The following is a 12757-nucleotide window of genomic DNA, read 5'->3' as shown; positions in this document are numbered from 1 at the left end:
GGTGGACGGGCCCCGCTGGGAGTACGAGGGCTACCGGCCCGCCGAGGAACGCCTGCGGGAGTCGCTGTGCACCCTCGGCAACGGCTACTTCGCCACCCGCGGGGCACTGCCGGAGTGCACCGCGGACCAGGTCCACTACCCGGGCACCTACGCGGCCGGCTGCTACGACCGGCTCACCTCCGAGGTCGCCGGGCGCCGGGTCGAGAACGAGGACATGGTCAACCTGCCCAACTGGCTGTCGCTGCGCTTCCGGCCGGCCGGCGGCGACTGGCTCACGCCGGACACCACCCCCGTCAGCGAGCACCACCAGATGCTCCACCTCGATCCCGGTCTGCTGGAGCGCCGCACCCGCTACCCCCTCGGCGCCGACGCCCACCTCGTCGTCCGGCAGGAGCGCCTGGTCCACCTGGACGACCGCCATCTGGCCGCGCTGCGCACCGAGCTGACCGCCGAGGGCCGCACCGTCGCGCTGGACGTGGAGGCCGCCCTCGACGGGACCGTCACCAACTCCGGTGTCGCCCGCTACCGGGACCTGGACGGCCGGCACCTCAGCCACATCCAGGCCGGCACCGCCGCACCCGGCGTCGTCTGGCTGCGCTGCCGTACCCGCACCTCCGACATCGGCTTCGGACTGGCCGCCCGGCTGACCGCCGAGGGACCGGTCACCCACGACAACGAGGCCCACCGCGCCGTGCAGCGGGTGAGGCTGCGGCTGCCGCCCGGCCGGACCGTGACCGTCGACAAGACCATCGCCCTGCACGCCTCCCGCGACCCGGCGATCAGCGACCCGCTGCGCGCGGCCGTCGACCGGGCCGCCGCCGCACCCGGATTCGACGAACTGCGGGAGTCGCACCGCGCGGCCTGGGAGCAGCTGTGGCGGCGCACCGCACTCGACGTGCCCGGGGAGGCGGGCAGCATCCTGCGCCTGCACCTGTTCCACGTGCTGCAGACCCTCTCGCCGCACACCGCCGACCTGGACGTCGGCGTCCCCGCCCGCGGACTGCACGGCGAGGCCTACCGCGGGCACGTCTTCTGGGACGAACTCTTCGTCCTGCCCTACCTCAACCTCCACCTGCCGGAGGTCTCCCGCGCCCTGCTCCGCTACCGCCACCGCCGCCTGGACGCGGCCTGCCACGCGGCCCGGGAACTCGGCCGGTGCGGCGCGCTCTACCCGTGGCAGAGCGGCAGCGACGGCCGTGAGGAGACCCAGCAGGTGCACCTCAACCCGCGCTCCGGCCGCTGGCTGCCGGACCACTCCCGGCTCCAGCACCACGTCGGCTCGGCCGTGGCCTACAACGTCTGGCAGTACTGCGAGGCGACCGGCGACATCGACTTCCGGCACGGCGAGGGCGCCGAGATGCTCCTGCAGATCGCCCGCTTCTGGGGACAGTCGGCGGTGTGGGACGGACACCTCGGCCGGTACCGCATCCGGGGCGTCGTCGGCCCCGACGAGTACCACGACGCCTATCCCGGCGCGGAGCGGCCCGGCCTGGACGACAACGCGTACACCAACGTCACCGCCGCCTGGGTGCTCAGCCGCGCCCTGGAGCTGCTGCACGGCCTGCCCGAGCCGCGCCGCCGGGAACTCCTCGAACACACCGGCCTCGCCGACGACGAGCCGGCCCGCTGGGCCGAGGTCTCCCGCGCCCTGCACGTCCCCTTCCACGACGGGGTGATCAGCCAGTTCGACGGCTACGGCGACCTCGCCGAACTGGACTGGGACGGCTACCGCAAGCGGTACCGGGACATCCGGCGCCTGGACCGGATCCTGGAGGCCGAGGGCGACACCGTCAACCGCTACAAGGCCTCCAAACAGGCCGACGTCCTGATGCTCGGCTACCTCTTCTCGCCGCCCGAACTCCGCTCGCTCTTCCGGCAGCTGGGCCATCACCTGGACGAACACACCTGGCCGGCCACCGTGGACCACTACCTGCACCGCACCAGCCACGGCTCCACCCTCAGCGGCCTGGTCCACGGCTGGATCCTGGCCCGCGCCCGCCGCGCCGACGCCTGGAGCTTCGTCCAGGAGGCGCTGCGGGGCGACATCGCCGACCTGCAGGGCGGCACCACCGGCGAGGGCATCCACCTCGGCGCGATGGCCGGCACGCTCGACCTCGTCCAGCGCGGGCTGACCGGACTGGAGACCCGCGGCGGCGGCCTGTCCCTCGACCCCGTCCCGCTGCCCGAGCTGTCCTCCTACGGCTTCAGCATCCGCTACCACGGCCACTGGGGCGTGCGGCTGCGGCTGCGCAGCGGACTGCTGGAGATCGCCGTACCCGACTCCGACCAGTCGCCCATCGACGTCCGTCTGCGGGACTGGGTGCTCCCGGTGGTGCCGGGGGAGACCGCGCGGCTGGTCCTGCCGGACTGAGCCCCCGGGCGCCCGCGCGTACCCCGGGGGATCATGACCGGATCACAGCCCGGACACACCACCGTCCGTGATCTCGACGGCGCCCGCCCGCGGTACCACCATGGGAGAGCGGCCGAGGACGGAAGGAGCTGCCGGAGATGGGGGTGACCGACGTGCCCTTGCGCGTCCTGGCCGTGGACGACGAGGAACCCGCGCTGGCGGAACTGCTGTACCTGCTGGGGGAGGACTCCCGGGTCGGCACCGTCGTACCCGCCCCGGCGGCCACCGAGGCGCTGCGCCTGCTGAGCCGGGCCGTGGCGGACGGCCCGGACGGCACGGAGGGCTTCGACGTCGTCTTCCTCGACATCGACATGCCCGGCCTCAGCGGCCTCGAACTGGCCCGGTTGCTGGGCGGGTTCGCCGCCCCGCCGCTGATCGTGTTCGTCACCGCCCACGAGGACTTCGCCGTGCGCGCCTTCGACCTCAAGGCCGTGGACTACCTGCTCAAGCCACTGCGCAAGGAGCGCTTCGCCGAGGCGGTACGGCGGGTCGCCGAGCTGGTCCGGGCCGGTCAGGGGCCCCGCCCGGCCGCTCCCGCGGACCCCGGGCCCGCGGCACCGCCCTTCGGCGACCAGGTGCCGGTGGAACTGGGCGGGGTGACCCGGTTCGTGCCCCTCGCCGACATCACCTACGTCGAGGCGCAGGGCGACTACGCCCGGCTGCACACCGGCCACGGCAGCCATCTGGTGCGGATACCGCTGTCCACCCTGGAGGAGCAGTGGCGTCCGCGCGGCTTCGTGCGGATCCACCGCAGCCGGCTCGTCGCCCTCGGCCGGATCGAGGAACTCCGCGTGGACGGCGGCAACCTCACCGTCCGGATCGGGGACCGGGTCCTGGCCGTGAGCCGGCGCAACGCCCGGGAGCTGCGGGACCTGCTGGCCGGGCGCGCGGCGGGCCGGGTGCGCTGATCCGGCGCAGGGCTTCGGCCACGGTGGCCGAAGCCCGCCGTACCACCTCCGGCCGAGCCGCGTCCGGCCTCCGTGGTGTTGGTCACGTTCACAGAGGTGCCGACCTGGGCAGGGCTACTCCCCGGGACGCGCGGGTCGGCGAGCCGCCTTGCCACTCCCGCAGGGGTGGGACTTGTGTGGGGGAATGGTGTACGCCGAACGCGGCCGAACGCGCTCCGGGTCAGTGGTCGAGGAGCGTTAACGGCAGCGTCACAGCGATTCGTGGTACTTCATCGATTGAATACGTATCGTTGTGCGAAGGATCGGCGAGTAGGTGGCGAGAGCGTTATTTCTCGCCAGCCTTGTGACGTTCGTGCGCGACTGCGTTCATCACACGTGTAGGCAACACGGACAACTGGGTCACGGGCCAGGGGGGTTACTTGATGTCCTGCACCAATTCGGGCTGTTCCGGGCGGCGGATGTTTCGCCGGGCCGGGTTCCGCAGACGGTGCGTTCCCGGAGCGAGGCCGACCGGGCGCTGACGCACCGGCGGTGAGGTGCGTGATCGTGCTGGACGGCGGACGCGCGCGGACGCAAGACACCTTTCGGCAATTCCGGGCCGGGTTCCGGACTGCCGTACCAGGGGACAGGGCACCGCCGGCGGCCGGAAACGGCCGGACCGCATGCGCGACGGGGATGACGGGAGCAGCGTGTGCGCGGTCCGGGAGAAACGGTCGACGGGCAAGAGCGCGACTACCCCACGAGTTCAGAACGCCACCCGATTACACGTCAGAGGTTGTAGTGCCCCCGCGATATTCAGTCATATCCGAGCAAACTCTTCTGGAATCGTCTTCCGAGCCAGGCCGTTCTGTCGCACAATCAGCACTCTTCTGGCTCGACGGACGGCTCGGCAAAAGCATGGAGTTAGCCGCCGCCGCGTCGGAACCGGCCACGGGAGAACGTCCCGTCCGCGAGGCGCCGTTGGAGGCGCGCATCTGGTACGCGACGCTGCTGACACGAGTCCGCGGCCTCCGGCCGGCCGAACGTCTCCTCGCGGGCGAGGAGACCGTCGCCCGCGAACCGCACCGGCTGGAGGCCCAGGCGGCACGGCTGCTGTGCGAGGCGGAGATCCACCTCGCCGTGGGCAGACTCGGCGAGGCGACCGCGGCGGCCGAAGCCGGGCTCCGGCTGGCGTCCCAGGCCGGCAACCGCGGACTCCCACCACGCGGCCACGTCGTCCTGGCCGTGTGCTCCGTCCGCTCCCTGGACCTGACGACCGGCCTGCTGTACGCCAACCGGCTCCGGGACGCGGCCCTGCTCGGGCAGGAGAACCTCATGCCGGGACAGTGCGTCTGGGCCGCGGCGCAGGCCCTGGAGGCGCGCGACGGCATGGAGAGCGTGGCCCACCTGCTCAAGGGCATCCTCCACGACGACGTCCTCACCCGCGAGCTGCTCCTCTCCCAGCCCGCCGCGGCCCCCTGGCTGGTCCGGGCCGGACAGCGGCTCGGCGACACCGACCTCGCCGAACGCACCGTCCGCACCATGAGCCGGCTCGCCCTGACGAACCGCAGCTTCCGCAGCGTCCAGGCCGCGGCCGAGCACGCCTCCGGGCTGTACGCCCGCGACGCGGACGCCCTGGAGGCCGCCTCCGCACGGCACCTCGACCCCTGGGCCCGGGCCTCCGCCCTGGAGGACGCGAGCCGGGTCCGCTCCGTACGCGTCCCGGAACGCGACCGGGCGGTCGACCTGCTCCGGCGCGCCGCCGACGCCTACCTGAGCGCCGGGGCCTCCCGGGACCTCTCGCGGGTCCAGAGCCGGCTGCGCGAACTCGACGACCACGGCGGCCGGCCGGCCCGCGGCCGGACCCGGGTCAGCCGGCTCACCGACACCGAGTTCGCCGTGGCCGAGCTGGTCAGCCAGGGCCTCACCAACGGCCGGGTCGGCAGCCAGCTCTACATCTCCCCGCACACGGTGGCGTTCCACCTGAAGAAGATCTTCCGCAAGCTCGACGTGACGTCCCGCGTGGAACTGGCCCGCTCCTGGAGCCGGATCCTGGTGGAGGAACGCGCGGACCGGCCCGCCACCACGCCCGAACCCGACTTCCTCGTCCGCACCTCCATGGCCCGGCAGGCCGGGTAGCCACCGGCCGGCGCGGGACCGTCAGCGCAGGTGACGGCTCCGCGCCGCCCCCACCACCACCGCCCTACCAACCTGAGGGATGCCGTGGCAGCCCTCCCTCCACGTAGCCTCCGCAAGGGAAGCACCGCTCCTCACCGTGTCGTGCCGTACCGCCGGCGAGCGCCGGCCGGAAGGGACCGGGCGGGTTGCCGGAACAGCCATACCGATTGGCCAGGAGTCATGTCATGACCCATCTTCTGCACATCGACGCGAGCATCCGCTCCGGCGAATCCGTGACGCGGCAGCTCACCGCCGAGTTCGTCACCCAGTGGCGGCAGAACCACCCGGACGCCGGCTACACCTACCGCGACCTCGGCGCCGAACCGGTCCCGCACATCACGCACGAGGTGCGCGAGTGGCTCTTCGACCCCACCGGCGACCTGCACGGCGTCAGCCCCGAGGAGAAGGCGCTCACCGAGGCCCTGCACGCCGAGGTCCGCGAGGCGACCACGATCGTGTTCGGCATCCCGATGTACAACTACACGATCCCGTCGTCCGTCAAGACCTGGATCGACCGGCTGGTCACCCCCGCCCACATGCTGCCCCCGGGCGCCGAGTCCGGCGCGCTGAGCGGCAAGAACGTCATCATCGTCACCGCCCGCGGCGGTTCCTACGCCCCCGGCACCCCGCGTGAGGGCTGGGACTACCAGGAGCCCTACCTGAAGGCCGTGCTCGGCGCCATCGGCCTCGCCGACAACCTGACGTTCGTGCACGCCGAACTCACCTTCGCGGCCATCGTGCCCGCGATGGAGCAGCTGAAGCCGCTGGGCGAGAAGTCCCTGGCCGACGCCCGCGAGACCCTGCGCAAGCTGGCCCTCGAAGGAGCCTCATGACCGAGATGCTGTCCTACGAGGACGTCTGGTCGCGCACCCACCACTTCGACCCTCCCGCGATCTTCGACCGGCTGCGCGAGGAACGCCCGCTCGCCCGCATGACCTACCCGGACGGCCACATCGGCTGGTTCGCCACCAGCCACCGCGTCGTCCGCGAGGTCCTCAGCGACCCCCGCTTCAGCCACAGCCTGGAGATCGGGCACTTCCCCGTCACCAAGTACGGCGCCCCCGTACCGCAGTTCCCGGCGATGCCCGGCATGTTCATCCACATGGACCCGCCGGACCACACGAAGTTCCGCCGCATGCTGGCCCGCGAGTTCACCGTCCGGCGCGTCGCCGAACTCGCCCCGCACGTCGAGTCGGTGGCCGCCGGGCAGATCGAGGAGATGCGCGAGCACGGCGCGCCCGCCGACCTGCTCACCACCTTCGCCAAGCCGCTCGTCCTGCGGGTCCTGTCCGACCTGGTCGGCCTGCCGTGGGAGGAGCGCGAGCGGTACGCCGACGCGCCCGCCATCACCCACGACCCGGACGGCGACGCCGAGGAGTCGATGGCGGTCTTCCAGCAGGTCGGCGCGCTCATCGGGGAGACCATCGAGCGCAAGCGCAGGCAGCCCGGCGACGACATCATCAGCCGGCTCCTGGCCGCGGGCGAACTGACCGACGAGGAACTCGGCAACATCGTGGCCCTGCTGCTGTTCGCGGGTTACGAGACCACCGAGAGCGCTCTCAGTGTCGGCGTCATGGCGCTGCTGCACCACCCCGAGCAGCTCGCCGCCCTGCGCGCCGACCTGTCCCGCGTGGACGCGGCGGTGGAGGAGATCCTCCGCTACGTCACCGTCAACCAGTACGAGATCTTCCGCACCGCGCTGGACGACGTCGAGCTGGACGGCCAGCTGGTGAAGAAGGGCGAGACCGTCACGGTCTCCCTGCCGGCCGCCAACCGCGACCCGGCGAAGTACGGCTGCCCCGCCCACCTCGACCTCGACCGGGACACCGCCGGCCACCTGGCGTTCGGTCACGGCATCCACCAGTGCGTCGGCCAGAACCTGGCCCGCCTCGAACTCCGCACCGGTCTGCGCGCCCTGCTGCAGGCCTTCCCCGACCTGCGGGCGGCCACGCCGGCCGAGGAGATCCCGCTGCGTACCCGCGGCTCCGTCTTCGCACTGAAGAGCCTCCCGGTCGCCTGGTGAACCCGCCGGCCCGGCCCGCAGGACCCTCGGTCCTCCCGCAGTACGTCCCCCGCACGCCCCGGGGTACGTCCGTAGCACGTGTGCGTCCTCGGTGCGTCAGCACGTCCGCGGCACGTCCGCGGCACGTCCTCAGCACCTCCGTAGTGGGTCCGTAGTACGTCCGTACGTCCGCCCTTCCGACCACGTCCGGCGGTACGGCGGCCCTCCGCGCGAGCTCGTGCGGACCGGCCGCGACCGCCCCGCTCCGGCCCGGCCCTCCCGGCCGTCCGGAGCGGTGGGAACGGCCCCCGCCCCACCGGCGGAAACCGGCCGCCCCGCTTTTCCGGGCGCCTGTCCGCCGCACGCACCACCGCGGCGGAGGGATGTCTGCTCCCGTCGTTCCGGACGACGGCCGGCTGTCCACCGTCGTACAGCCGCTCGCGCCACGTCCGGAGACCGTCCCCGACCTGCTGCTCCCGGTACCCGCTGCCGCCCTGTGGAAGGAGTCCGAGGCGTGCGTCCCGACCTGGTCACACCGCTTGCGGTCACGCTGCACGAGCACGCCCTCCGCATCCCGGAGAAGGTCGCCTTCGCCGACGACCGGCGCGCGGTCACCTACGCGGAGCTGGAGGCGCGGACGCGGCGGCTCGCCGGACACCTCGTCCGCCTGGGGCTGCGCCGCGGCGACCGGGTGGCGCTCTGCCTCGGCAACTCCGTCGCCATGGTGGAGGGGTACCTCGCGGTCGTGCGCGCCGGCGGCGTCGGCGTGCCGGTGAACCCGCGGTCCGCGCCCGCCGAGCTGGAGTACCTCCTCGACGACAGCGGCGCGAGGTTCGTCCTCACCGCGGCGAGCAGTGCAGTGACGTTTCTTCAAGGGGTGTCGGCCACCGCCCCCGACACCACCGTCCTCGTGGCCGGCACCGCAGACGTGCCCCCGGGCACCCACGCCCTGGACGACCTCGCGGCCACCGACCCCGGCACACCCGCCCCCGACGACCTCGGCCTGGACGAGGTGGCGTGGATGTTCTACACATCCGGCACCACCGGCCGCCCCAAGGGCGTGCTGTCCACCCAGCGCAACTGCCTCTGGTCGGTCGCCGCCAGCTACGTACCCATCCCGGACCTGCGCCAGGACGACCGGGTGCTGTGGCCGCTGCCGCTCTTCCACAGCCTGTCCCACATCGCCTGCGTGCTCTCCGTGACCTCCGTCGGCGCCACCGCCCGCATCACGGACGGCAGTTCCGCCGACGACGTCCTCGACCTCCTCCGCACCGAGCGGGCCACCTTCCTCGCCGGCGTCCCCACCACCTACCACCACCTCGTCACCACCGCCCGTCGCACCGGCCTCGCCCTGCCGCACCTGCGCATCGGGCTCGTCGGCGGCGCCGTCACCGGCTCCGAGCTGCGCCGCTCCTTCGAGGAGACCTTCGGCGTCCCGCTGGTCGACGCCTACGGCTCCACCGAGACCTGCGGCGCGATCACCATGAACCCGCCGGACGGCGCCCGCGTCGACGGCTCCTGCGGACTGCCCGTACCGGGCGTCGACGTCCGCATCGTCGACCCCGACACCGGGGCCGACGTGCCCACCGGGCAGGAGGGCGAGGTCTGGGTCAGCGGCCCCAACGTCATGGTCGGCTACCACAACAGCCCCGAGGCGACCGAAGCCGCGCTGCGCGACGGCTGGTTCCGCACCGGCGACCTGGCCCGCCGCGACGAGGCCGGCTACTTCACCATCTGCGGACGCCTGAAGGACCTGATCATCCGCGGCGGCGAGAACATCCACCCCGACGAGGTCGAGGCGGTCCTGCGCACCGCCCCCACAGTCGCCGACGCCGGCGTCGCCGGAGCCCCCCACGACACCCTGGGCGAGGTACCCGTCGCCTGGCTGGTCCCCGGACCGGACGGCCTCGACCTCGCCGCCCTGCTCGACCACTGCCGCGCCCGGCTGTCCGCGTACAAGATCCCCGAGCGGATCCACGAGGTCACCGGCATCCCGCGCACCCCCTCCGGGAAGATCGTCCGACGGCTCCTCGCCGCCCTGCCGTACTGGCCCCGCCACACGGCCGACGGCCACCACGACGCCCTGCTGACCCCCGCGTGGCTCCCCGCTCCGGCCGGCACCGGCGACGGCACGGGCACCCCCGGCGGTGCCCGTCCGGCCGCCTGTGCCGTGGTCGGCGAGGACACCACCGGACTGGCCGATGCCCTGCGCGAAGCCGGCGTGCACGCGGAACTCCACGCCGACCCGGCGACCGCAGAGGGTACGACCCCCGGCCCGGCCCTCCTGCTGCCCCCGGCCCCCTCCGCCGACCCCCACGCCCCGGCCCGCCTCCTCGTCGCACAGGTGACCGGCGGAAACGCCCCCGAGTCGCTGGTGGTCCTCACCCGGCACGCCACACCCGCCGGCGACACCGCACCCGACCCCGTCGGCGCCGCGCTGTGGGCCGCCGTGCGGTCGCTCCAGGCGGACGGGCACCGGGGACTGACCGTCCTCGACCTCGACACCGACGACCCGGACGCCGAGACGCTGCTCGCCGCGATCACCTCCGGCGAACCCGAAGTCGTCGTCCGCGGCGACGCGTTGCTGGTACCCCGGCTGCTGCGCACCCCCCTGGACGGCCGACCCCGCCCCGCCGCCGCCCTCACCGGCCCCGGAACCGTCGTCGTCACCGGAACCGACACGCCCGCGGGCGCCGCGCTCGCCCACCACCTCGCCGACGTGCACCAGGCCACGGACCTGCTGCTCGTCCACGCGCCCGGCACGACCGACCGCACCGACCCGGACGCCTGGCCCGCCGCCACCCGCGTCCGCAGCGTCACCACCGACGCAACCGGCCTGGGCGACGCCCTGGACCGGGAGGTGAGCCTGGCGGTGCACACCGCCGACGACCCCGGCCTGGCCCGAGCGCTCGCCGAACTCATCGGTGACACGGCCGAGTTCGTCACCGTCACCGACGGCTCCGCGACGCTGGGCGCCCCCGGCGACCCGGACCGGGCGGTGCGCGGCGCCCTCACCGAGGCGGTCACGCACACCCGCCGACTGCGCGGACCGGCCGCCGCCCACCTCGTCTGGGCGGCGGACGACGACACCACCCGACTCGCCGATCTCCTCGCCGCGTTCGACGTCCTGCGCGCCGGCCGGGCCCCGGCCCTCTTCGCCCCGCGCCCGGCTCCGCCCGACCCCTCCCGGCCGGTCCCCGCGATCCTCCGCGCCCTGACCGAGCCGCCCGCCCCCCAGGCCCGCCCCGACGAGGCCGTCACCGCCGCCCTGCGCACGCGCCTGACCGGCCTGGACGAACGCGCCCAGCTGGACCTCCTCGACCACCTGGTCCGCACCCAGGCCGCCGCCGTCCTGCACGGCCCCGGCACGGCCCCCCTCCCGGCCGACCGTGCCTTCCGCGACCTCGGCCTGACCTCGGTCGCCGTCGTCGCCCTGCGCGACCGGCTGACCGAACACACCGGGCTGCGCCTGCCCACCACCGTCACCTTCGACCACCCGACCCCCCGGGAGCTGGCGGCCCACCTGCGCGCCGCCGTCCTCGGCCTGGACGACACCCCCGCGCCCGCCGGGCGACCGGCCGCCGACGCCGACCCGCAGGAACCCATCGCCATCGTCGGCATGGCCTGCCGCCTGCCCGGCGCCGTCGACACCCCCGACGACCTCTGGCAGTTGCTGTCCGCCGGCCGGGACGCCGTCTCCGACTTCCCGACCGACCGGGGCTGGGACCTCGACGGCCTGTTCGCCGACGACCCGGACCGTCCCGGCACCTCCTACGTCGACCAGGGCGGCTTCCTGCCGGACGCCGGACAGTTCGACGCCGGTTTCTTCGGCATCTCCCCGCGCGAGGCGCTGGCGATGGACCCGCAGCAGCGGCTCCTCCTCGAAACGTCCTGGGAGGCCCTGGAGCGGGCCGGCATCGACCCCCACGCCCTGAAGGGCACGGACGTCGGCGTGTTCGCCGGGGTCATGGGCCAGGGCTACGGCTCCGGGGGCGCGCTCCCCGCCGAACTCGAAGGCCTCGTCACCACCGGAACCGCGTCCAGCGTGGCCTCCGGCCGGGTCGCCTACGTCTACGGCCTCGAAGGCCCCGCCGTCACCGTCGACACCGCCTGCTCCTCCTCCCTCGTCGCCCTGCACCTGGCCGCCCAGGCCCTGCGGCGAGGGGAGTGCTCCATGGCCCTGGCCGGCGGCGCCACCGTCATGGCCACCCCGGGCACCTTCGTGGAGTTCTCCCGGCAGCGCGCGCTGGCCGCCGACGGCCGCTGCAAGTCGTACGCGGACGCCGCCGACGGCACCGGCTGGGCCGAGGGCGCGGGCATGCTGGTGCTGGAGCGCCTGTCCGAGGCCCGCCGCAACGGACACCGGGTGCTGGCGGTCGTCCGCGGCAGCGCGATCAACCAGGACGGCGCCTCCAACGGCCTGACCGCCCCGAGCGGACCCGCCCAGCAGCGCGTCATCCGCAAGGCCCTGACCGACGCCGGTCTGACACCGGCCGACGTCGACGCGGTGGAGGGCCACGGCACCGGAACGACCCTCGGTGACCCCATCGAGGCGCAGGCGCTCCTCGCCACCTACGGCCGCGACCGCGAACAGCCGCTCTGGCTGGGCTCGTTGAAGTCCAACATCGGCCATACGCAGGCCGCCGCCGGTGTGGCCGGCGTCATCAAGATGGTCCAGGCGATGCGGCACGGTGTCCTGCCCGCCACGCTGCACGTCGACACCCCCTCCTCCCAGGTCGACTGGTCCGCCGGCGCCGTCGAACTGCTCACGGAGCCCCGCCGGTGGCCGGAGACGGGGCGTCCGCGCCGGGCCGGCGTCTCCTCCTTCGGCGTGAGCGGCACCAACGCCCACGTGATCCTGGAGCAGGTGCCCGAGGAACCCGCCGTCACGCGTGAGCCGCACGAGGGTGTGGTGCCGCTGGTGGTGTCGGCGGCGTCGGAGGGTTCGCTGGCGGGCCAGGCCGAGCGGCTGGCCGTGTTCGCCGGTGACACCGGTGCGTCTGTGGCCGACCTCGCGGGTGCGCTGGTGCGGCGGCGGGCGGTGCTGTCGGAGCGGGCCGTGGTGGTCGCCGGGTCGCGGGAGGAAGCGGTGGCCGGGCTGGCGGCGCTGGCCAACGGTGAAAGCCATCCCGCTGTGGTGAGCGGTGGCGCGGGCGCATCCGGCCGGACCGTGCTCGTCTTCCCCGGTCAGGGGTCGCAGTGGCTGGGGATGGGCCGGGAACTGCTGGAGTCCTCGCCGGTGTTCGCCGAGCGGGTCGAGGAGTGTGCCCGGGCGCTGGA

6 protein-coding genes are annotated in these 12757 nt (G+C 73.9%); all 6 read left to right on the top strand.

What is annotated here, in order from left to right:
- The first annotated feature begins 1 nt into the window (after nt 1).
- Entirely contained in the window at nt 2–2371 is a 2370-nt protein-coding gene (locus IEZ20_RS25455) for a glycoside hydrolase family 65 protein (RefSeq protein ID WP_189302756.1), read from the top strand.
- Between the two features lie 137 nt (nt 2372–2508).
- Nucleotides 2509–3318 carry a LytR/AlgR family response regulator transcription factor gene (locus IEZ20_RS25450; RefSeq protein WP_189302755.1) on the top strand — a complete coding sequence of 270 codons (810 nt, stop codon included), beginning with the start codon at nt 2509–2511 and terminating at the stop codon, nt 3316–3318.
- 897 nt (nt 3319–4215) lie between these two features.
- Complete coding sequence (locus IEZ20_RS25445) at nt 4216–5436, top strand: helix-turn-helix transcriptional regulator (RefSeq protein ID WP_189302753.1); 1221 nt, start codon at nt 4216–4218, stop codon at nt 5434–5436.
- A 224-nt stretch (nt 5437–5660) separates the two neighbouring features.
- The gene (locus IEZ20_RS25440) at nt 5661–6308 is read left to right on the top strand and encodes an FMN-dependent NADH-azoreductase (protein WP_189302750.1); all 648 of its coding nucleotides are present in this window, start codon (nt 5661–5663) and stop codon (nt 6306–6308) included.
- Nucleotides 6305–7498, top strand: a complete 1194-nt coding sequence (locus IEZ20_RS40460) for a cytochrome P450 (protein ID WP_189302748.1) — start codon at nt 6305–6307, stop codon at nt 7496–7498. The genes IEZ20_RS25440 and IEZ20_RS40460 overlap by 4 nt, the downstream gene beginning before the upstream one ends.
- A 493-nt stretch (nt 7499–7991) precedes the next feature.
- On the top strand, nt 7992–12757 hold a 4766-nt coding region (locus tag IEZ20_RS25430), incomplete at its 3' end, for a type I polyketide synthase (protein WP_189302746.1).

Source organism: Streptomyces cinerochromogenes (assembly GCF_014648635.1).
Classification (GTDB): domain Bacteria; phylum Actinomycetota; class Actinomycetes; order Streptomycetales; family Streptomycetaceae; genus Streptomyces; species Streptomyces cinerochromogenes.
The sequence above is the reverse complement of the archived record's forward strand: the minus strand, read 5'-3'. Positions and strand labels throughout refer to the sequence as shown.

Bases quoted from the DNA above. Each gene is read 5' to 3' on its own strand.
- IEZ20_RS25450 (WP_189302755.1), top strand. From the start codon at position 2,509: ATGGGGGTGACCGACGTGCCCTTGCGCGTCCTGGCCGTGGACGACGAG.
- IEZ20_RS25445 (WP_189302753.1), top strand. From the start codon at position 4,216: ATGGAGTTAGCCGCCGCCGCGTCGGAACCGGCCACGGGAGAACGTCCC.
- IEZ20_RS25440 (WP_189302750.1), top strand. From the start codon at position 5,661: ATGACCCATCTTCTGCACATCGACGCGAGCATCCGCTCCGGCGAATCC.
- IEZ20_RS40460 (WP_189302748.1), top strand. From the start codon at position 6,305: ATGACCGAGATGCTGTCCTACGAGGACGTCTGGTCGCGCACCCACCAC.